The sequence below is a fragment of the Bacillus nitratireducens genome (genome assembly GCF_001884135.1).
Classification (GTDB): domain Bacteria; phylum Bacillota; class Bacilli; order Bacillales; family Bacillaceae_G; genus Bacillus_A; species Bacillus_A nitratireducens.
Window position 1 is genome coordinate 1 of record NZ_MAOC01000024.1, and the last position, 22,263, is coordinate 22,263.

The 22,263-nt window shown below is 33.6% G+C and carries 21 protein-coding genes and 1 pseudogene; 14 read left to right on the forward strand and 8 right to left on the reverse strand.

Going from position 1 to position 22,263, the window contains the following annotated elements:
- Positions 1-1,110 (reverse strand): ATP-grasp domain-containing protein (locus BAU23_RS09345; RefSeq protein WP_071734221.1); only part of this gene is annotated, 1,110 nt, incomplete at its 3' end.
- A 123-nt stretch (positions 1,111-1,233) separates the two neighbouring features.
- Here BAU23_RS09345 and BAU23_RS09350 point away from each other — a divergent pair.
- On the forward strand, positions 1,234-2,331 hold the full coding sequence (locus tag BAU23_RS09350; RefSeq protein WP_016129417.1) for a YheC/YheD family endospore coat-associated protein: 1,098 nt from the start codon (positions 1,234-1,236) through the stop codon (positions 2,329-2,331).
- A gap of 280 nt (positions 2,332-2,611) precedes the next feature.
- Positions 2,612-3,142 (forward strand): hypothetical protein, encoded by a 531-nt coding sequence (locus BAU23_RS09355; protein WP_000429661.1) that lies wholly within the window; start codon positions 2,612-2,614, stop codon positions 3,140-3,142.
- A 709-nt stretch (positions 3,143-3,851) separates the two neighbouring features.
- Here BAU23_RS09355 and BAU23_RS09360 read toward each other — a convergent pair.
- Together BAU23_RS09360 and BAU23_RS09365 are read right to left on the reverse strand one after the other, a co-directional pair.
- Positions 3,852-4,664: an exosporium protein D gene (locus tag BAU23_RS09360; protein WP_071734223.1), complete on the reverse strand. Its 813-nt coding sequence runs from the start codon at positions 4,662-4,664 to the stop codon at positions 3,852-3,854.
- Between the two features lie 174 nt (positions 4,665-4,838).
- Entirely contained in the window at positions 4,839-5,423 is a 585-nt protein-coding gene (locus tag BAU23_RS09365) for a LysE family translocator (protein WP_016129419.1), read from the reverse strand.
- A 117-nt stretch (positions 5,424-5,540) separates the two neighbouring features.
- On the opposite strand from BAU23_RS09365, the gene BAU23_RS09370 reads away from it, so the two are divergent.
- Positions 5,541-6,098: a helix-turn-helix domain-containing protein gene (locus tag BAU23_RS09370; RefSeq protein WP_000391301.1), complete on the forward strand. Its 558-nt coding sequence runs from the start codon at positions 5,541-5,543 to the stop codon at positions 6,096-6,098.
- A 371-nt stretch (positions 6,099-6,469) separates the two neighbouring features.
- Here BAU23_RS09370 and BAU23_RS30550 read toward each other — a convergent pair.
- Positions 6,470-6,669 (reverse strand): annotated as a pseudogene (locus BAU23_RS30550) (BclA C-terminal domain-containing protein); the annotation flags it as partial.
- A 136-nt stretch (positions 6,670-6,805) separates the two neighbouring features.
- Between BAU23_RS30550 and BAU23_RS09380 the strand changes: the two are divergent.
- Complete coding sequence (locus BAU23_RS09380) at positions 6,806-7,789, forward strand: DUF4183 domain-containing protein (protein WP_071734226.1); 984 nt, start codon at positions 6,806-6,808, stop codon at positions 7,787-7,789.
- 63 nt (positions 7,790-7,852) lie between these two features.
- Here BAU23_RS09380 and BAU23_RS09385 read toward each other — a convergent pair whose 3' ends face one another.
- Positions 7,853-8,143: a DUF4183 domain-containing protein gene (locus BAU23_RS09385; protein ID WP_001121652.1), complete on the reverse strand. Its 291-nt coding sequence runs from the start codon at positions 8,141-8,143 to the stop codon at positions 7,853-7,855.
- A gap of 478 nt (positions 8,144-8,621) precedes the next feature.
- On the opposite strand from BAU23_RS09385, the gene BAU23_RS09390 reads away from it, so the two are divergent.
- On the forward strand, positions 8,622-9,884 hold the full coding sequence (locus BAU23_RS09390; protein ID WP_071734228.1) for an exosporium glycoprotein BclB-related protein: 1,263 nt from the start codon (positions 8,622-8,624) through the stop codon (positions 9,882-9,884).
- 373 nt (positions 9,885-10,257) lie between these two features.
- On the opposite strand, the gene BAU23_RS09395 is transcribed toward BAU23_RS09390, so the two are convergent.
- A complete protein-coding gene (locus tag BAU23_RS09395) occupies positions 10,258-10,890 on the reverse strand; it encodes a cupin domain-containing protein (protein ID WP_000203238.1) in 633 nt (210 codons plus the stop codon).
- Between the two features lie 246 nt (positions 10,891-11,136).
- Here BAU23_RS09395 and BAU23_RS09400 point away from each other — a divergent pair, with 246 nt between their 5' ends.
- The 3 genes from BAU23_RS09400 (at position 11,137) to BAU23_RS09410 (ending at position 15,051) form a co-directional block, all read left to right on the forward strand.
- Positions 11,137-12,669: an SMI1/KNR4 family protein gene (locus BAU23_RS09400; protein WP_071734230.1), complete on the forward strand. Its 1,533-nt coding sequence runs from the start codon at positions 11,137-11,139 to the stop codon at positions 12,667-12,669.
- A 224-nt stretch (positions 12,670-12,893) separates the two neighbouring features.
- Complete coding sequence (locus BAU23_RS09405; RefSeq protein ID WP_071734232.1) at positions 12,894-14,204, forward strand: phytoene desaturase family protein; 1,311 nt, start codon at positions 12,894-12,896, stop codon at positions 14,202-14,204.
- Entirely contained in the window at positions 14,182-15,051 is an 870-nt protein-coding gene (locus BAU23_RS09410) for a sigma-70 family RNA polymerase sigma factor (protein WP_071734233.1), read from the forward strand. Before BAU23_RS09405 ends, BAU23_RS09410 begins: the two co-directional genes overlap by 23 nt.
- Positions 15,052-15,085: 34 nt before the next feature.
- On the opposite strand, the gene BAU23_RS30150 is transcribed toward BAU23_RS09410, so the two are convergent.
- Positions 15,086-15,244: a hypothetical protein gene (locus tag BAU23_RS30150; RefSeq protein WP_001100983.1), complete on the reverse strand. Its 159-nt coding sequence runs from the start codon at positions 15,242-15,244 to the stop codon at positions 15,086-15,088.
- 305 nt (positions 15,245-15,549) lie between these two features.
- On the opposite strand from BAU23_RS30150, the gene BAU23_RS09420 reads away from it, so the two are divergent.
- The 3 genes from BAU23_RS09420 (at position 15,550) to BAU23_RS09430 (ending at position 18,461) form a co-directional block, all read left to right on the forward strand.
- Positions 15,550-16,143, forward strand: coding sequence for an O-methyltransferase (locus BAU23_RS09420; protein ID WP_033656583.1), 594 nt, complete (start codon positions 15,550-15,552; stop codon positions 16,141-16,143).
- Positions 16,144-16,490: 347 nt separating this feature from the next.
- The gene (locus tag BAU23_RS09425; protein WP_000137400.1) at positions 16,491-17,603 is read left to right on the forward strand and encodes a toxic anion resistance protein; all 1,113 of its coding nucleotides are present in this window, start codon (positions 16,491-16,493) and stop codon (positions 17,601-17,603) included.
- A gap of 24 nt (positions 17,604-17,627) precedes the next feature.
- Positions 17,628-18,461: a DUF3974 domain-containing protein gene (locus tag BAU23_RS09430; RefSeq protein WP_002069267.1), complete on the forward strand. Its 834-nt coding sequence runs from the start codon at positions 17,628-17,630 to the stop codon at positions 18,459-18,461.
- Positions 18,462-18,516: 55 nt separating this feature from the next.
- Here the strand turns inward: BAU23_RS09430 and BAU23_RS09435 are convergent, their stop codons facing one another.
- On the reverse strand, positions 18,517-20,076 hold the full coding sequence (locus tag BAU23_RS09435; protein WP_000605567.1) for a glycoside hydrolase family 10-like protein: 1,560 nt from the start codon (positions 20,074-20,076) through the stop codon (positions 18,517-18,519).
- 226 nt (positions 20,077-20,302) lie between these two features.
- Between BAU23_RS09435 and BAU23_RS09440 the strand changes: the two genes are divergently transcribed.
- The 3 genes from BAU23_RS09440 to BAU23_RS09450 all read left to right on the forward strand — a co-directional run bounded on the left by BAU23_RS09440 (position 20,303) and on the right by BAU23_RS09450 (position 22,252).
- Positions 20,303-20,608, forward strand: a complete 306-nt coding sequence (locus BAU23_RS09440; protein WP_000865888.1) for a PTS sugar transporter subunit IIB — start codon at positions 20,303-20,305, stop codon at positions 20,606-20,608.
- Positions 20,609-20,623: 15 nt separating this feature from the next.
- Positions 20,624-21,907, forward strand: coding sequence for a PTS sugar transporter subunit IIC (locus BAU23_RS09445; protein WP_001032299.1), 1,284 nt, complete (start codon positions 20,624-20,626; stop codon positions 21,905-21,907).
- Positions 21,908-21,985: 78 nt separating this feature from the next.
- The gene (locus BAU23_RS09450; RefSeq protein ID WP_001021975.1) at positions 21,986-22,252 is read left to right on the forward strand and encodes a hypothetical protein; all 267 of its coding nucleotides are present in this window, start codon (positions 21,986-21,988) and stop codon (positions 22,250-22,252) included.
- Positions 22,253-22,263: the final 11 nt, after the last annotated feature.

Sequence of the window (22,263 nt, forward strand, 5' to 3'; positions counted from 1 at the left end):
AGTAGGTGGTTTTAAGATAGTTCCTTTTTTAGGTTTTATATAAACTTTCTCTACACCAGGATATTTAGAACTACGGTTTTTCCCTGTAACTCGAATTAGTTTTCCTTTAGATTTAACTGTTAGGTAATGAGCGTACACATATTTATAATGTTTTTTATTTAGTGAAGGTTTATTTCCTAACATTAACTGAATAGTCTCTTGCACTAAGTTGATTCCATGTCCAATTTCAATTATGTCATTCATTGCTCCACCTGATATTCTGGGATTTATCTCAATTAATTTCCAAACATCTTTTATTCTCCGGAGTTCTAGATGACACGCTCCATTTTTCATATTAAAGGCCTGAATAACAGAATTGACTGCATTGAAAAGACTATTATATAGTCTTTTGTCTACCTGTCCTAGTAAAGAATAACCAGTAACAATAAAACGTTCAAAAAGTGTAATTTCTTGTTCAATTACTGCTATAATATGGACTTTTCCATCTTGAACTAAAATTTCAACTAAGTACTGAGGTCCATCTATATATTCTTCAAGTAGAATTTCTTCATTAGGTAGTTTTTTTAAAAGACTTTGTATAGATAAGATTAATTGATCTTTATTTTTTACTAATAATACATCTTTGGATCCTGTTGATTTAGGGGATTTTACAATAAGAGGGAAATTCATCTCTTTAGTTTTTTCAAGAAAAGATGATAATGATTCTGTTGGTTTGTAAATTAAATAGTTGAGTGAGATTGGTAATTCTTTAAGTACATTACGAGTTAATATTTTGTTTTCCATATGATGGATAGCTTTAGTAGATACAATATTTGAGCAAAATTTTTCTGATAAACGTGCAGCCACATAAACAAAAGGGTCAATAAAACTAAAGATCCCTTTTATGTTTTTTCCTGATTTAATTAATTTTTCAATTGTTGTAATTATATTATCATAATCATTTATATCAGTGAAAATCATCTGATGTACATCAGGGAATATAGTGCGTTCATTAATAAATTTTGTTTTTTTAGTTAATAAAACAGTAAAGAAATTAAGTTTTTCAGCTGCTTTGATTGCTTCCCTACTTGATCCAGATTTATTTGTTTCAATGAAAACGATAGTATCCATTTTATGTCACCTTAACCTTTATCATTTTATATAATCTCAGGTTTATTATTTCTATAGGTAGAATATTAAAATGAGGTTAAGCTTGTTCTGGATTTTTCGAAAAATGGTTGAATGAGGAAGAACATGAATATATATATAATGAATTTGATGTTTGTTCTGAAAAAAATCTTTAGAAAGAAGGGAAGAAGAACTAACATGACTATAATTGGTATGCTTCATCATCGGAAAGATCCGAATGACGTAAAGAAAGCATATACTTACGCTGCTGTAGCTAAAGCTGAAGGTGTGGACTTTTTTTATTTTACTTTAGGGAAAGTAAATTTAGAAATGAAGAAGATTTTAGGTAAAACTTATGAAAATGGTAAGTGGATTGAAAAAGAATTTTCTTTTCCAGATGTTATTTATAATGCAAGTGTTCATGTTAGTGATAAAAATCAGCAAATCTATGATTATCTACATGAAAAAGTTCCTTTTACAAGCCATTCAATTGGAAATAAATTAAGTGTATATAACAGAATAAATAGAGCAAAAAAATTTAAGCAATATCTTATTCCTTTTTATGAATTAAATGATGTTAATAAGTTTTTTGACATGTTTAATCGTTATGAAAAACTTATTATTAAACCAATTTCTGGACATCAAGGTAGTGGTATTGTTTTCATTGAAAAAAATGGGATGAATTACAGTATGAATGAGTCAGAACAAATTTCATCTATTAATAAAAAACAATTACGGAGCTTTATATCTGATAAGATTCAAGAGCAAGGATACATAGTTCAACAGTTTATTTCATGTCAAATGAAATCTGGTCATGTTTATGATTTTCGATTGCATGTTCAAAGAAATGGGGAAGGCAGGTGGGTTGTTACTTCTATATTCCCGAGAATAGGTCCATTAGGAAGTATTGTATCAAATATGGCTAAGGGTGGTTATAGTACTTATTTAGATGTCTTTTTAAAAGCGGAGTTTGATAACGATTGGTATAATATTAAAAGGTATTTAGAACGATTTGCAGTAACTTTTTCTAACCATTTTAATTCTTTATTTAGAGATGTATTATTTGATGAGTTAGGAATTGATGTAGGGATTGATAAAGATCAAAAATTGTGGTTATTTGAGGTGAATTGGAGACCAGGGGTACCTAATATATTTAATCTTGAACTAGATGTAGCTAGAAATTTAATTCACTATGCTAGATATTTGGCTGATAAATCTAAATAAGAAAAGGAAAATAGAAAAATAAAATGAAACTTAGAAACCTTTATATACCAATGGTTTCTACTAATCTCTCTTTCTATATCTCCTATAAGGTTATTCTCCATCCATCCCAAAATTCGGCGGATGCTGGACTGTTGCCAAGTCGACGTACCTAATACGAGCAAATTACCGGAACCTGATAATACACCCTTCATTGTGGGCGAGGGCACATATTTATAAAAAAATACGCTTGTCCAATCCATTATCATTCTCTAGTCATTTAATACTACAAAGGGGGGAAAACATGGAAAACAATGAAAAAATCACGTTTCGATTTGTAAAAAAAGATGGAGAAGAAATTAATTTGGGAAATCTTGCTGATAAACGAAAAATTGTCATTGTCATTAATAATCAGATTACATTTGCACCGAATACAACACAAATTGCCAGTGGAGCCGGACAAAATAGTGCAGCAGGAAGTAATGCAGCAATCGATTCATCGAATACCCGACAGCAAGGAACGGTGGGCGCTGGAGGCGAAGCCATAAATAAAGGAATTAGTGGGGACCAGATTGAGCCGCATAAAAAGAAAAAAGAAACTTCGGATGAAGAGGCAGAATTTGTAATTATCATCAATAATCAAATTAATAAAACCCGTAAGGAACAGTCTGGTGCTACTCAAGTGGCAAGTGGTGGTGGAGAAGACAGTGCAGCGGGAACCAACGCTGCCATCGAAAGTTCTAATACTAAACAGCAACATGCAGTGGGAGGCGGTACGGATAGTTCGGCAGAAAATGCAGGTGAAGAAGGCGACCAAATAGAAAAATGCGATTAAAGAAAAGAGGCTGTAATTATTTCACAGCCTCTTTTTCTTATTATGGATTAATTGGTCTATTACTTACCCAACCATATTAGGAATATATTAAATATCTTGATGGATCATATACTGTCCATAATCCTATCCGTTGAGAAGCATTTGGATTTTTATATACTGCGATTGATCCATAAAATTTTCTATGACTAGCTAAAGTATTGTCAATATATACTGCAAGGTCATAAGGCTGAAGTTGTATTTAATAAAAAGTTGTAGCTTCCGATTTTGATGATGCGAAAAATCAAATTCGGCAACTCGAATTGTCTTTTGCCACAGAAGCATGTGCTTCTTTTTTTGAAGAGCTATTAGTATTTGTACGGTTTCTAGTAATAAGTTTTGGATTATACATTCAAAAATAGAAAAAATATATCCAACTTTATTTAGCAATGAAGCTTAGTAAGAAGCGTGTGGATATAAAAATCGTTATTGGATAAAAAATCAAAAGAGCACGCCTATAAACGTACTCTTAGAAAGATAAGAATCTTATGAGTGGAGGAAATCTCCATATAATAACATATGCTTGTCTACTTTAAATGTCTAAAATTTATAAACAAAAATGCTATTTTATTAAGAAACGAGAAACGGTAGATAAGTAAATACGTATATTATCGGATGTTAGTTGTTTTAATGAAAAAGAAACCTTTATAAAAAGGCTTCTTTTTCATTAAAATTAACAATCATAATCATTGTCGTATTCATGGTTACATTCATCGCAAGGGTTGTTCTGGTCATCACAGCAAATACAAAACGTTTTTTTGATAAATATATCAATAAAATCAAAGGAATCGGAATTATTTGTGAGTGTAAGGTCTTGGAAATCTTCTACTTGAAAAATCCTTGTTCGAATAGTTACTTCAATGGGACCGGAATCGTTAGGAACAGATACTTGAAGTAATGTTTTGTTGTGATTAATAGTAAGATCTTCAAATACTGTTCTTGAGGTATTAGGGGGTACGATAATATCGAGAGGTACATTTCCAGCTAAGGTAGTTCCCGAACCAGCAATCGTATGAGTTTCGACAAAACAGTTACTATCTTCGTTAATAGAATATGAATGCTCTTTATAATAATCATTTTGTTCATTGCAGCAGATGCAAAACGTTTTTTGGATATAAACACCAATGTCGCTACTTGTATTATTATTATTTGTGAGAGTGAGGCTTTCAAAATTTTCTACTTGAAGAATTCTTGTTTCACCTGAAGTTATTGTAGCGGTAATCGGTCTACGAGAATTTCTTGTACGAATAGTTACAACAATTGGTGCAGAAGTACCAGGAACATGAAACTGCAGTAATGTTTTATTGTGATTATTAGTAGCATCTTCAAAAACTATTCTTGAAGTGTTAGCTGGTACAATAATATCTAACGGTATATTTGAGCCAGCAATCGTATGCGTGTTAGTGAAACAGTTCTCTTTTTTATTGTGAGAATATGAATAGTTTTTATAGTACTTTTTACCATGTTTATAAAAATAATCAGCCATTCTTTAATCTCCTATCTTTTATTTGTCTATATATTGTATTTAATGAGGATAAGAACTGTTTGTACAAGGTAGAAAAAAGTTTTATTTAGGAGAATAAGAGAAAAAGATTAAGATATACTTACTGTAGCGTTTGGTTCAGTTAAACAAAATATAAGAATTAGAATGAGTATAGAGCTAGTTTATAACGAGTGATATAGCACTGAAAACCAATAAAACAGCCATAATGATGTTAAATAATTGAGTATGTTTTAATAATAGTTTTTGGAACATTGAACCAAACAAGCTCCAACTAAATGTACTCATTAAACCGACTACACCTAGAAATAATGAAAAAAGTAGAAAACTGGAATATGAATTGTAGTAAGGGAGAATAAAAGTAGAAACTACAGTCAGTCCGAATAATATCCCTTTAGGGTTAACAAACTGAAGAAAAATCCCCACTGTAAATAAGTTTTTATTATCTTTTTCATCGGGATCTGTACTGCCTTTACTAGTGAGTATTTTAAAAGCTAAATATAGCATGTATGCTACTCCTAAAATTTTTAAAGGTAATTCGATTTTGGGTAAAATATTAATTAGTACGATATTAAAGAAACTACATAAAGAAGTGAGGAGGAAAAAACCGAGAGCTACTCCAAAGCAAAATTGCATGCTCCTTTTCAAACCAAGTTGATTTGCATATGTCATCGCTAAAAAATTGTTAGGACCGGGTGTGAAGCTACTTATAAAAACAAATAATAAAAAAGAAAATAAAGGCATTTCAAAACCCCCTAAGTATTTTTCGTATGTTATAATGACCGAAAAGAACAATATAACGTGTGCTTTTTATTATACATAACGGTCGTTATATTGTATATAGTGTAGGAGTGTTTTTTTATGGAAGAAATTCAACTTATTTTGGCGAAAAATTTAAAAACAATTCGTGAGAAAGAAAAATTAAGTTTAGAAAAGGTTGCCCAATTAACAGGTGTGAGTAAAACGATGATTGGACAAATTGAAAGGGGAGAATCAAGTCCAACACTAACAACAATATGGAAAATTGCGAATGGTTTAAAAGTGTCTTTTACGTCTTTAATTAATAATCCACAGCCTGATACGAAAGTGGTTTTACGAAACGATGTTCAAGTATTGTCAGAAGACAATGGGAGATATAAAGTGTATCCTTCTTTTCCTTTTCAAGATGATAGGAACTTTGAAATCTATACGGTTGAAATTGAAACGGAAGGGAAATTAAGTTCAGAAGGCCATAAAGAAGGGACCGAAGAATTTATAACGGTGTTTGAGGGAGAATTGACAATTGAAATAAATGATTGTCAATATACATTAAATAGAGGAGATTCAATTCGCTTTAAGGCGGATAGACCGCACTCTTATCATAATTCCGGACGAACGCTAACTCGGTTAAGTATGACCATTTATTATCCAGCTTCATAAACTTGCTATTTTATTTAGAATATAAAGAGATATGTTTTGATAAAACCATCTATAAAAGATGGTTTTATTTATTACAATTTACAAAAAAAGACACTCATTTGAGTGTCAACACAGTATTGCTCTCGCGTATAGGATTGGAGAATATTTCTCAAATACGTATTGAGATGGTCCGTAAAGGAGAAAATGTCTTCTTATTTAATGTAACATCAGCATGGGCGCAGTGTAAATTGATAATATATATACGGAAAATTTAGTAAAGATAGTTACTACTATGAATATAGTGCAATGTGTTTTTGTTGCATAATCACTGTCGTGATAGTTACTAGTTTAGTATCTAAAAATGTTTATTAAAAAAAAGAATGAATCATTTTTTAATCGATTCGTATAATTGTTAGAGAGGTACCTGTTGAACCACCTCAACTAAATTAACGATGGATAATATGCCGAATAATTGAAGCGAAATTGTATTACCAGCAAATAAATTGGTAATTAAATTATTATTATAATTTGAAGTTGATATTGCGGGAGTAAAAATAGATCTAGGAAGTGGAGTGGAAGAGTTTAATAGTAGTAGTTATAGCAAAGGTGAAAGTTTAATATATGTAAAAATCATTTGAGAATGAAAAAAAGATTAGTTATGGAATGCTTTTAAAAGGATAGAGTTATTATATAAATTAGTAGACAAAAATGTGGAATGAGGTATTAAATTGAAGCGAGATGATAAATTATCAATAAATAAAGCTATGATAGAACCTGGAAATATTGGACCTACATTTCCAGTTCTTCCCCCAATTTATATTCCAACGGGACCAACAGGACCAACAGGTTTAACGGGACCAACAGGTACAACAGGACCAACAGGTACAACGGGATCAACAGGTTTAACGGGACCGACCGGTGCAACGGGACCAACAGGTCTAACGGGACCAACAGGTACAACGGGATCAACAGGTTTAACGGGACTAACTGGTACAACAGGACCAACAGGACTAACAGGACCAACTGGTACAACGGGATCAACAGGTCTAACGGGACCAACCGGTACAACGGGATCAACAGGTCTAACGGGACTAACTGGTTTAACAGGGCCGACCGGTACAACGGGACCAACAGGTCTAACAGGACCAGCTGGTACAACGGGATTAACAGGTCTAACGGGATCAACAGGTCTAACTGGTTTAACAGGACCAACCGGTACAACGGGATCAACAGGACCAACAGGTACAACGGGATCAACAGGTTTAACGGGACCGACCGGTGCAACGGGACCAACAGGTCTAACAGGACCAACCGGTACAACAGGTCTAACGGGATCGACCGGTACAACAGGACCGACCGGTACAACGGGACCAACAGGTCTAACAGGATCAACAGGTCTAACAGGACCGACCGGTACAACAGGACCAACCGGAGAACCTGGGGTTATTGGCCCCATAACAACAACCAATTTGTTATATTACACTTTTTCAGATGGAGAGAAACTTATATATACAAATGCAGATGGGATAGCTCAATATGGTACAACGAATATATTATCACCTAGTGAGGTTTCATATATTAATTTGTTTATTAATGGAATTCTGCAACCACAACCATTTTATGAAGTTAGTACTGGTAAACTAACTTTATTGGATAATCAACCACCATCGCAAGGTTCTTCAATTATTTTACAATTTATCATTATTAATTAAAAAAGACAGATCCTTAAATGAAAAGGAATCTGTCTTTTTTGTTCTACATTAAAGTAGTTAAAATTAAGTGACGATAAATTCGATTGTGATTGGAATTCCACCGTCTAATGCATCTCCGCCAGGAATTGTAATAGCGCCAGTAGGACCAGTAGTAACACTGGAGTTCACGCTTGGCTGAAGAATACCGTTTACATACAAGTTGTAATACGTGAAAGTCGGAAAAGCAGTTGCAGTAGTACCCGCATCGTTTAAACAAGCTGTGGCAGCAACCGCAAAGGCTGCACCTGTTCCTGTTCCTGCTCCTAGTGTAGATGTAAATCTTCTAGAAGCCATAAATGGTTGAATGATTGGCAATTAAATTTCACTCCTTTAATTATTTTTTTTGAACGAAGTATAGAATAACCTGTCCACTATATTGTATGAAAGTTTTTTATAATAGAAACGGCTTCATGATTATAGAAGGAACACAATAGTAGTAAAGGTATCATTGTTAATTATTTGAAAGAATGATGTTGTTACTTTTGGTATATGCTAATGATTAATTTGTTTTTTAATTTATAAATAAAAATGTGCTTTTGGACCTAAGAGATAAACGTGGAAAAATAAAATAAACTTTTAAGTTTAGGTATTTAATCTAAGCAGTCAATTATTAAAAACATATAATTAATATGTGAGTCATGAACATAATTAAATTATATTTTAAAGTTTAATTATAATTCATGTTTCCTATTTTAAGTTAAACATATAATACAACTCTTTTTTTTCAATTACATCTCTAATAGTTTTTAAAATAGGAAAACACTCAAATATAAGAAAAGTAAGGAGGAAATAAATGAAACATAATGATTGTTTTGGTCATAACAATTGCAATCCGATAGTTTTTTCAGCAGATTGTTGTAAAAATCCACAATCAGTTCCTATTACTAGTCAACAATTAAGTCAATTAATTACTCTACTAAATTCATTAGTATCAGCTATTACAGCATTTTTTGCAAATCCAAGTAATGCAAACAGATTAGCGTTACTCGATTTATTTAATCAATTTTTAATTTTCTTAAATTCCTTATTACCTTCCCCAGAAGTTAATTTTTTGAAACAATTAACTCAAAGTATTATAGTTTTATTACAATCTCCAGCACCTAATTTAGGACAATTGTCAACATTATTGCAACAATTTTATAGCGCTCTTGCACAATTCTTCTTCGCTTTAGACCTTATCCCTGTATCCTGCAACTCAAATATCGATTCTGCAACTTTACAACTTCTTTTTAGTTTATTAATTCAATTAATCAATGCTACTCCAGGGGCGACAGGTCCAACGGGAGCAACAGGAGCAACAGGAGCAACAGGAGCAACAGGAGGTGGAGCAACAGGAGCAACAGGTCCAACAGGAGCAACAGGAGCAACAGGAGCAACAGGTCCAACGGGAGACACAGGAGCAACAGGAGCAACAGGTCCAACGGGAGACACAGGAGCAACAGGAGCAACAGGAGCAACTGGTGCAACAGGTCCAACGGGAGACACAGGAGCAACAGGAGCAACAGGTCCAACAGGCCTAACAGGAGCAACTGGTGCAACAGGAGGCGGAGCTGTTATTCCGTATGCATCAGGTACACCAGTAGCATTAGCAACTGTTTTGGGTGGATTAGCAAACACAGGAGCACTTCTTGGATTTGGAAGTTCATTCTTCCCTGTAATTGTCCCACCTGGTGGCCCAATTACTATAGGTCCTGTACCTCCAGTATTTGATTTCGCATTTGTAGCTCCTCGCGCAGGTACAATTACTTCGTTAGCAGGATTCTTTAGTGTAACTGTAGCGGTTGCTGTGGCATTAGGAAGCATACAAATTCAAATGCAATTGTACAGTGCGCCAGCAGCAAGTAATACTTTCACTCCAGTAGGTACACCGTTACTATTAACACCAGCATTTAGTGGTCTTATTGCTATCGGTGCTGCTTCGAGTGGTATTAGCGCACAAGCAATTGGGGTCGCTCCACAAGATAAGATATTACTTGTTGTTTCATCAACTACACCAGGTTTTGATATAGCTACTGCTATTACAGGATTCGCAAGTGCAGGGATAACATTCGTCTAAGTATCGCGTCTTAAATGGTGAGAATTGAAAAAAGGAATACTCTTTTTAAGAGTATTCCTTTTTGTATAGCTAAAAAAGACCTTATTTATTTTTATTACAATTACATCCTTTTTTCTTTACGTAGCCTTGTTGAGCTAAATCTCTTTCCGATTGGGAACTGGAAGATTGAGAGTTCGAAGATTGAGAGGATGCTGAGGAGCTACTATTTTTATTATTAGAGTAGTTTTTTCGATAGTTATAATTACTCATAGTACTATCACCTCCAATTAAATATATTAATATTATATGTATGTACTCTATTAATTGTTACGATAAAAAATCTCCTCGATATTTTCCGAGGAGATAAATGATGATTCTATTAAAATGATGCTAATTAATACCCCCAGTAAAGAGGGAAGTAATAAGAATCTTGGTAATATAGATTTTGTTGTTGAGTAGGGGGCTGAGTTGACTGATTTATCATGTCGCGGTTTTGATTACAGTTCGCCGGGGGACCAATTACCGTAGTTGATTGAATTGGGGATACTGCTTGTTTCCATTGTTGTTCATTGAGGCAATAAGTATGAGCCATCATATTAGCGGGAGTTAATCTTAAAATATCAGAACCAAAAATAACTTCTGGGGTTGGGGCGTCGAATATAGCTAATAAATGAGAATTATCTGCGGAAGCAATTTCATAATGCCACCACGCTTGTGGAATGTTGGCAACTTGCCCTGGTTTTATCGGTAAGTTTAATATTTGATTCGTAAATGGATTAAGTAAAGAAACAACAGCAGATCCTGAAATACAGTAAACAAGTTCAGCTGCATTTTGATGAATATGTGGTTCTACAACATTCCCTGTACTTAAATAAATATCTAATAAAGAGGTATTTTCTAAAGTATTTAATTGTTTTATGCCAAGTACATTTATATAATTTTGGGCATCTTTCTTAAAAAAATTACTTTTACTTAAATCATGAGTGAAATTAGTTGAGGGGGAAGTGTAGTCGATATTAGAAGTCAATTGTATTACCCGCCTTTCCTATGTTTTAATGCAATCTGAAATTAGGGTATGAGTCTAGTTATTGAAATGTGAAAGTGAGGATGGTTTTAGGTCGTTAAATAATAAAATTGCAAGTACATATGCAGTAGGATTGAATTTCGATGAAATAGTATAAAATAAGTTTGGTTGCGAGGAAAAGCTCCTTTAATTACAATTAATGTAATTAAAGGAGCTTTTTTGTTAGTTAATAAAAAGGGAGTGTGGGAAATGAATAATCTAATTTTAAAAGAGTTAGAAGTTGAACTGAAAAATCACTTTAAACCATTTTTGAATGCACCTGCAACAATAGAAGAAATTCAATATGTCGAAAGCGAAATGGAAATTTCGTTTCCAGATGAATTACGTATGCTTTATCTCACACATAACGGTGAAGTTAAATCGGGACCAGGATTGTTTTTTGGTTTGCCATTTCTCTCTTTAGATGAAGTTTTGAATGAGTGGAGAGTATGGAAAAGAATTGAAGAAGAGGAGTTTTTTAATTTTGATGCATTTTCAATACCAGCAAAATGTATTAAGGAAAGATATGTGAATCACAAATGGATACCTATTAGTAAGGATTATGGCGGTAACAATATAGGAATAGATGTTGATCCGGATGAAAAGGGGGAAATGGGACAAGTTATTAATTTTGGACGAGATGAAGAAGTAAAATATGTAATGGCAAATAGAATTTCAGATTTTTTACTATTTATTTTACAAACGCTAAAAGATAAAAATTTCACCATTCACCAAGAAGAAGACTATTTATATTGGAGTTATGGTGCTAACGACAATCTACATTTTTTAGACGCATTATTTAATATTGAATTACCTGTGTTACATCCTCAATTTATATTTCAGTCTGAAAATAATGTTAAAGATTGGTACGATAGTTTAGATGGAGAATGGAAAAACATTGTGGGTTCTTCTGAACGTGCGGATAAATTTATTAGAGAGAAGAGACTATATTTAGGTGGAAAGGGATTAGTAGATATTAGTCCATTACATATATGTACGGAAGTAAGGGAACTAATTTTAACTGGTAATGAAATTAAAGATATAACAGGGTTAGAACGGATGAATACTTTAAAGAAGCTATATTTAGTTAATAATCCGGTTCAAGATTTAACGCCAATTATACATTTACAGCACTTACAAGAAATGAATATAAAGAATACGGGGATAAATAATCTATCGGCACTTGTAGAAATACAGTCATTAAAAAAATTGGATATTTCTAATACTAGTATTAAAGATTTTTCGTTATTACCGCAGTTTGAAAAGTTAGAATCGCTTTCTGTACATATTTCAAATCGTGAGCAGCTCTATGCAATTTCAAAAGTAGATACTTTAAAGCATTTGTATATTTTAGGTTTAGAGAATGTTAGTGAATTGGATTTACTTGTTTTACAAAATTTAAATGACTTAATAACAATTGAATTTGAAAATAGTACCATTGATAATTTAGATTGCTTTCAACATAATGCGTCAATTCAAAATATAAAGTTGAGAGATACAAAGGTAACGGATGGATCGGCATTAGGTAGAATGAGAGGACTAAAGGAATTAGAATTAGATGGAGCAACAATTGAAAACATTGAAATGGTTTGTTGTTCTAAGTCATTAGAAACATTTACAGGCTCGTTTGAACAATTTCATATGTTAAAAGACTTATTTGATAGAAAAATAGATTTTTCAAAAATAATAGGAGAAATGATTGAAGAAGAAAGTGAAGTTTGGTACCAGCATGTAAGTGTTTAGAAAATAATATTATTATGTAAATAAGTTTATTTGTAGAAGTTGTAACTGTTACTATTTTAAAAATGTTCATCAACACTTTCTGGAATATAAATTAGTATTAAGCCACTGTTTGACAGTTGATTCTGCAATGGAGTGGTTAGGAGAAATAAATTATGTGTAACTGAATGTCACATCCCTCCTAATTCGTTCGTCTTGTATGTAGAACGATAAGGAGGGATTTTATTATGAGAAAATTTGATGTAGCAATTGTTGGCGGTGGGCTTGCTGGATTAACAGCATCTATATATTTAGCGAAAGCTGGAAGGAAAGTTATTGTATTGGAAAAATCCAGTCGCTTCGGTGGTCGAGGGATGACTGTAAATAAAAATGGCATTTGTATGGATCTTGGTGCACATGCTTTATATAGAGGTGGAGCAGCATTTTTAACTTTTAATGAGTTAGGTTTGAATCTCCCAGGTGGAATGCCATCTACAAAAGCACATGGAATATGGAAAGGGGATGTATTTACCATTCCAACAGATTTTCGCTCCATTTTATCAACACCGTTACTTTCATGGTCTGCAAAAGTACAATTCTCTCGTCTTATGATTCATTTAGGGAAATTAGATGTAGGAAAAGTTCAAAAAATGAGTTTATCTACTTGGGCAGAAAATGAAATAAAAGATCCAATGGTTCGAAATATATTTTATGCGCTATGCCGAACAACAACATATACGTTTGCTCCTACAATACAATTAGCATCATCTGTACTAAAGCAAATACAGCTGTCTATGAAAGAAGGAGTATTTTATGTAGATGGTGGTTGGGAGACGATAATAACAAAATTAAGAGATATGGCGAATAATGTCGGGGTGCAATTTTCGGCTAATAAACATGTTTTGGAAATAGAGCATTACGAAGATAAACAAAGAATACATTGTTTTGACGATGAGTTATTTGAAGTAGGCACAGTCATCGTGACGACTCCACCAAAAGAGGCTTGTAAAATAATAAAAGGTGCAGAAAGAACAAGTTTGTATAGATGGAGTAAACAATCGGTACCGGTTACCGTCGCTGCATTAGATATTGGTTTAAGACGCTTAACCAACCCTACACATCAATTTGCATTAGGGTTAGATCAACCTATATTTTTCACGAATCAATCAAGAGCAGCTAAATTAAGTGAAGATGGCTCAATAGTAGTGAGCTTAATTAAGTACCATAATCCTTTGCTAGGGATAAATCATTTTCATGATGATCAAGAACAGTTAGAAAATACGATGGAGTTGCTACATCCGAATTGGAAAAGAGAAGTTGTTGCAAAGCAATATTTACCGAAAATAACGGTAGTACATGATTTTCCTCATATTGACCGTGTTGAAAAACCGGGCCCTAATATACCTGAAATGCCAGGTGTTTACGTTGCAGGAGATTGGGCTGGGCATGATGAAATATTAGCTGATGCTGCGGTAGCAAGCGGGAAACGTGCAGCGTTACACATTTTAAAGCAATTAGAAAGTGAGGCAGTTCATCATGGAGACGGAGCAATTATATGAAGCGTATCAACCATTATTATTTTCATTAGCATATAGAATCCTTGGGAGTGTTATGGACGCTGAAGATATCGTTCATGACGTATTTATCACGGTAAATAATATAGAGGATGTTCAATCTATAGAAAATATGAAAGCATATTTGTGTAAAATGGCGACAAATCGTTCAATTGATAAATTACGTTCGGCAGCGCATAAACGTAATGTATATGTAGGGATGTGGTTACCAGAGCCATTTGTGGAAGAGGCTGATGAGCCAGCAGAGTCATTTGTAATGAAAGAATCAATTTCTACGGCATATTTATTACTTTTACAACAACTGTCTGAGGTAGAAAGGGTTGTTTTCATATTAAGAGAGGTTTTGAGTTATGACTACGAGGAAATAGCTTCAATTGTTGATAAGAGTAGTGTGAATTGCCGGAAGATCTTTCAACGCGCACGAAAAAGTATTTTAGATAAGCCGAAGCAATCAACACTAAGTACGAAGAAGATGGCTGCCTATGTGGAAAAGTTTGTATCGTCATTACAGTGTGGGGATGCAGAAGGCATGCTAGAAGTATTAAAAACAGATGCGATATTTAAAGCAGATGGTGGTGGTAAAGTTACAACTGCTATTAATCCGATTTATTCTGCAGATAAAATTATACGTTTGTTTTTTGGAATTACAAAACGCTTGCCAGAAAAGTATAGTGTTGATTTCAAAATAGTAAATGGTGCACCGGGCGTTATCGTTACAATAAATAATAAAGTGACGTATGTACTTTCATTCGCATTTGAGGATGAGAAAATTTCAAACATTTATATGATGGTTAATCCTGAAAAACTTATGCACTTAAATGTAATAGTATAAAAAAGACGCATTTCTTTAGAAGTGCGTCTTTTTTTTATTTTTCTAACATTTCAAGAGGTACATCTTTTTCGCCGGCTACCTCAAATTTAATTTCCCCGTCTTCTTCATAAATACGTGAAATAATCGGTATAGTAATCATTAATTTTTTATGCTGTTTTCGCTTTCTAGCGGCATCTAAGCTAATCACGTTCATTGTAAGCATCCTTTCTTCTAGAAATATATAAACAAAAGAAAATGCGTCCGGAAAGGGCGCTTAATTGAATTTGAAATACCGATTCATTTAAATGGGGTTTATATTATTTAATAACTGCAATTTAATTAAAAATAGTATGAATGGAATAATTGCACGTAGAAATTAACTTTACCAAAAAACGAAACAATATGCTATAAAAAAATTTAAAACTTTGTCATATAACGAGAAAAAGGGTTTCGTTTCGCATATAATGAAAAGTAGACGGGCAGCAAGAGCTTTTTCATCATATTGCTTTTTGAAAGGCGATGAAAAGGATGGATACTGTAGATTCATTATTATCTCAACTTGAACAATATGGAGTAGAGCATGATCGAAATAAAAAAACGCGGGAAGAAAAATTACGGAATATTTCTCGTGAGATGGGGCAATTTTTATCAATTTTAGTAAAAGGGTGTAATGCAAAAAACATTTTAGAAATTGGAACTTCTAATGGTTATTCTACATTGTGGTTAGCTAATGCGGTAGAAGAAACAAATGGAAATGTAACAACTGTAGAGCTTTCTTCAGAACGGGTTGGAGAGGCAATTGTAAATTTTGAAAAGGCAAACCTTGTACAGAGAATTGATGTCCATAATCAAGAAGCTGGGGCGTTTTTAGATTCGCAATTAGATCATTCATTTGATTTTATTTTCCTAGATTCAGAACGTACACAATACTTGTGGTGGTGGGAACATATAAAACGTATTTTAGAGCCAAAAGGTTTGCTTGTTATTGATAATGCAACTTCACATACAGAAGAATTAGCGGAGTTTATCAAGATGATTGAAGAAGATGATACGTACGAAACGGCGTTATTAGCTTTTCAAAAGGGAGCATTCGTTGCTCGAAAAAATAAGTAGAAGCGAGCATGACATAATTATCACATTGAAAGATAACAAATGTCAAAAGATTGAGTGCTGTATGATTTGAAGGAGATTGACCAATCGAATTTCAAATTAGAATGAAGAGGTAATAAATAATGGGATCCGTAAAGAATCCGCCTTCAGCATGTTCCTCTCTAGGTCTTAAGTCTGAGGAAAATAAAGAAGAGAACAGGTATACTTATACTATGAAACAGGGAATGACTGCATAAGCAGGTATTTCTTGAAAAATCGATTTCAAGCAAGCAAAATGTGTATGAAATACGATATATTAGATGAAATATAGTGCATATAAATTCGCACATATAAATAAAGGAGCGATTTTGTTGACTGAACTCGAGAAAAAAGAACCTGTATCGATTGTGAAAGATAATAATGTAGAAGTAGTAGTGGATACAGTAATAAAAGATGCAGAACTTGAACAATTAAATAAAGAAGCTGATCTGTATGTACAAAAGTTAAATAGCGAGCAAAATACAGATTTATCAAAAGTATTGTCGCAGCTTGGAGACTTAGGAGATAAAGAGCAGCAAGCGGCAGGACAAACGCTATCAGCTTTAAAACGTCCTGTGACAGCGATGATGAATGGAAAGAATGAAGAAATTCCAAATACATTGTTAGAATTACGAAAAGTGGTATCAGAGCTTGATCCGAATTCATTAAAAGCAAGTGGTATGAAGAAAATTATGTTTAAAGTATTCAAAAAAAATCCACTTGAAACATACGTGCATAAATATCAATCTATAGATAAGCAAATTGAGGAGATTATAAGATCCCTTCTAATTGGTCGTGATAACTTACAAGAAGATACAGTTGGTCTTGAAATGCTTAAAGAACAATCGCACGATAAAATTCACGCTCTTGATAAACAAGTATACTTAGGAAGAAAACTGGCAGGAATGCTTGAAGCCGAGAAACAAAACCCAGAACGTCAAAGGGATATTCCATTAATAAATGATGCATTAGAAAAGATACTTGTACGTACACGTAATATGCAGCAAGCGAAAAGTGTATTATTACAATCTATCGCATCTGTAGACATCATTAAGAAAAATAATGAAAAGCTATCAGAGGCAATTCGTAATGCAATTACGATGACACAAAATGTTGTAACGGTTTCAGCTGCAATCCAGTTAGCATTAACAAATCAACGTAAAACAATCGATGCAGTTAATGCGACAAATGAAGCGATCGAATCAATGGTATTAAGCAATTCTCAAGCATTAAAACAAAATACAGAAGAAACAACAAAACTTCTTGAAAATCCTGCTATTAGTATGGATAAATTACGTGAATCATTCCAAAATGTATTCGCCGCTATTGAAGCATCTGAGAAATCGTCAGAACGTATTATTGAGTCTAGTAAGAAATTTGTAATTGAACTAGATACATTTAATGATGAGATGAAGCAGAAACTCATTCAGCGTCCAAGGAAATAACAGACTTTTAGAGGAGGTGAAAAAATGAGTTTCATTCAAGGAGTATTATTACTACTAGGGTCATTACTTTTAATCGCATTTACTGTCGTTGTTTTAGTTGTATACTTCGGACGTAAACTTTATTTTTCATGGACGAAACCATATAAGAGAGCACAAGATTCCATTGAGAAATTATCAAACAAATCGACACCGTTTTTACAAGAGTTTACGCAACATCCACTTTTTTATCGCTGGATTCGTACGGAAGGAAAGAAAGAACAACATACATTGAATACTCTTTTCTGTACATCAGGTCAACGTACGAGAGAACAAGTATTTTCAATGTTACCGAAAGAAAAACAGAAAAAAGTGCATGTAATGGCAAAAACAACGAAAAAGCTTACAAATGAAGATATCGATGTGGCCGCGATGAAAGTGAAAGATTTCTTAAGACAAGAAACGCAGCAAACTGTAAAACCGACAGACTTATCGTTTTATAAATTGTATTTCTATGATCGATATCCAGATGCATTAAATACAATTCAAGCGTATAAACGCTCAATAAATCCTTCATTACAACGAACGGTTGATGATATTACAATTTCAGTATTAAATGCCTTGCCGTATTATCAGGAGCAGCGTATGTTTGAACAACAACATAAACTTGAAACGTTCTTAATGAAAGATTTAACTGCGATGTTATCTTTAGTGGTGCAATTACCTCCGTCACAACGACCAGAAAAAGAAGAAGAGTTAAAAGTCTACTTGCAAAATTTCCAAAAAGAAATGGAAGTAGTCGAGCGTGATATTCGCGACTCCATTGATCATGATTTGAATGTGAAGATGAGAGCAGCGACTGAGAAGTTTAAGAATAAATAAAAAAAACGCCTTAAAAGCTAAGTATTACAGCTTTAAGGCGTTTTTTTATGAGATTTTATTTTGCCTTTACGGTAGTATAACTAGAAGCAACACTCTCATTATGCAATCGATCAACTGCAGTTACCGCATACGTATACGTTTCTCCAGAAATAGCCGTTTTATCTACATAAATTTCTCCAAGCTTTGTTTTTCTTACAGTTGTAAGTAAATTTTTTGGGTTTTGTATATCCACTTGATTTTTGCCATTTACACGGTAAATGGCGTAATAAGCAGAGTCATTTTCTCTATCATCAATGATACCTATAGCAATACCTTCATTTCTTGGAATGGCACCTTTTAAAGTTGGTTGTTTGGGTGGATTGTGATCAAGCCAAGGCATAGGCGGGATTAATGCAGGGTGTTTATATATGTCTTTTGAGAGTTTATCTTTAATTCCAAGTGGATTGTTATTAATATCTTTTAAACTGAAATGCATACTACCTTTTATTTGTGGATATTGATGGTTTAAAGCGATTTGCTTTGGATATTCTTCTGGCTCAGACCAAGCAGGGACAGAGTTGTTATTAATTTTATAAGTCGCCTGACCGATGTATAGGTGAATCGGTTTGTTATTTGTTTCTTTTACCCACCAATCTACTAATATATCATATGCGGCAGGTGTGAAACCTATATTCCAATATATTTGAGGTGTAATGTAGTCTATATATCCTTTTTGTATCCACTCACGTGTGTCAGCGTAAAGGTCATCGTAGTTTCTTTGACCTGCAGTTGTGTTAGAGCCAGTTGGATCGTCAGCTATATTTCGCCATACGCCAAATGGGCTAATGCCAAACTTTACGTATGATTTTTCTTGTTTTATAGCAGTATTTAAACCTTTGACAAGTTCATTAACATTGTTACGTCGCCAATCTTCTATATTTATAAATTTACCATTATTATAAGTTTCGTACGTCTTTTGATCAGGGAATTCTTCACCAACTACTTTATAAGGATAAAAATAATCGTCCATATGAATTGCATCAACATCATAATTTTTTACAATTTCTAAAGCGCCTTCCGTTATAAAGTTTTTCACATCTGGAATACCAGGGTTGTAATATAATTTTCCGCCATAAGACACAACCCAATCCGGATGCTGTTTGGCAGGGTGATTATCCGATAATCGGTTTATATCAGTGTGATTCATCGTTATTCGGTATGGATTAATCCATGCATGGAATTCTATATTTCTTTTATGTGCTTCTTCAATCATAAATGCGAGTGGGTCGTATCCAGGGTCTTTTCCTTGTGTACCCGTAATGTATTCAGACCAAGGACCGTAATTTGAAGGATAGAAAGCATCGGCAGTCGGTTTAATTTGTACAACGACTGCATTCATACCAGTGTTTTTTACATCGTCTAATAGTCTTATAAATTCTTGTTTCTGCTTTTCGATGGGTAAGCCAGTTTTTGAGGGCCAATCAATATTAAGAACAGATGCGATCCATACAGCGCGTAATTCATGTTTTTTGTAAGTAGTATTTACTTCAGCATAAGTAGAGTGAGGGGAAATGAAAGAGAAAGGAGTAAACAAGATGACGATACAGCACATCATTAATAAACGTTTCATAATCATTTATACGCCTCCCTATTATACGATTATTTAAAATAATATATGATGTGAGGTTGGTCCTGCAATTGAGAAAAATAAATATTGAAACATTAATTTAATAGGAAAAATATTTTTAGTGAAATTTACTTTCAGTATAACTAAATCGTTTCATTTCTTCATATGCTTGTTAGTAAAGTGAAACTTTCTTTCATTTGAAGGAAACAATTTATAAGTATAGGAGGATTCAATAATGAAAGTTTTATTCGTTTGTTCTGGAGGAATGTCCAGCGCAATTGTTGTAAACGCTTTAAAAAAAGAAGCAGAGAAAAAAGGTATGAACATGGAAGTGCATGCTATTGGAACAAGTGAGGTGGAGGAAGAAGTAAAGAATGGTTGGGATGTTGTAATGGTTGCACCTCAAGTTAGACATAGATTTGACGCTGTAAAAAAACTTACAGAACAGGAATCCATTCCGTGCGGTATTATTCCACCGCAAGCATACACGCCGCTTGGTGGACCGACTTTATTAAAAACTGTAAATGAATTAATTAGTTAGTTAGGGGGAAGCGTTATGAATAAGTTTGTCACGTTTCTTGATAAAAACTTATCTGGACCGATGGCAAGGCTTTCTGAACAGAGGCATTTACAAGCAATCCGTGATGGAGTTATTTCGGCGTTACCATTTATTATCGTAGGGAGTTTCTTTTTAATAGTAGCATTTCCACCATTACCGAAAGATAGTTTCATATCAGTTTGGGCATTGAAAAATCAAACAAGTATATTAATACCATATCGTTTAACGATGTTTATTATGTCTTTATATATAGCATTTGGTATAGGATACAATTTAGCGAAAAGTTATAAGTTAGACGCTTTATCAGGGGCACAGCTTGCGGTATGTTCACTGCTATTAACGTTAACCCCTGAATTAATTGATAAAAAAGGATTTATGCTTCCGATGACAAATCTCGGGGGGCATGGATTATTCGTGACGATGATCGTTTCTATTTTATCAGTAGAGATTTTAAGATTTTGTAAGACGAAAAATGTAATGATTAAAATGCCAGAACAAGTACCGCCGTCTGTTTCACGTTCGTTTGAAGCACTTATACCTGCTGCATTCGTAATTATTTTAATGAGTTTAGTAACTGTCGTTTTTAGTATTGATTTACATCATGTAGTTGATAAATTAGCGGCACCGTTAGTAAAAGCTGGTGATAGTTACTTCGGTGTAATCATTCCAGTGTTTTTAATTACATTTTTTTGGTCATTCGGAATCCATGGTGTGTCGGTTGTTGGAACTGTTGCTCGGCCATTATGGGAAGTTTACTTAGGGAAAAATGGTGAAGCGGTTGCTAGTGGAGCAGATCAGTTGCCATTCATTTCACCAGAACCATTATACCAATGGTTTATATGGATTGGTGGTTCGGGCGCAACGCTAGGACTTGTATTAGCAATGATCGTATTTGGTCGATCAAAATATTCGAAGGCATTATCGAGAACTTGTATTGTACCTGGGATTTTTAATATTAATGAACCAGTTATATTCGGTTTGCCGATTGTATTGAATCCAATTTTAATTATCCCATTTATCATTACACCACTAGTAACAGCAACTATTGCATATTCAGCAACTGCGATGGGATTTGTAACGCCAACACATATTATGCCGCCGTGGACATTGCCAGCTCCAATTGGCGCGTATTTAGCAACAGGTGGGGATTGGCGAGCGATTGTACTCGTATTTATAAACATAACAATATCATTCCTTATTTATTTACCATTCTTTAAAATGTACGACAAAAACATGCTTGAAATTGAGAAAAATGGTGATGGGGAATCTATTAATCCGTAAGTTTTATATTTTATTTTTAAGTGATAGGCATTTTGTCTATCACTTCTTTCACATTAAGTCCAGAGAGGGTGAAATGGAATGAATATAAAATTTAGTTATAAAGGTGTATTTTTATTGTTATTTGGAGTGATATGTGCGAATTTACTTTTCGTGCCTTTATTAAGAATGCTAAATCTATCACAAATGCATAGTATATGGCTCGTTACAAGCTTTGCGGCGAGTGTTTTGCTTACGATTGTTGTTTCTTTCATTGATGGATCATTTGTATCAAAAGCTCAGTTATTTTTTAGATTTATATTGTTTTCGATCGGGTGTACGTTTGTAACTTACATGATTGTTTTTTAATAAATAGGAGG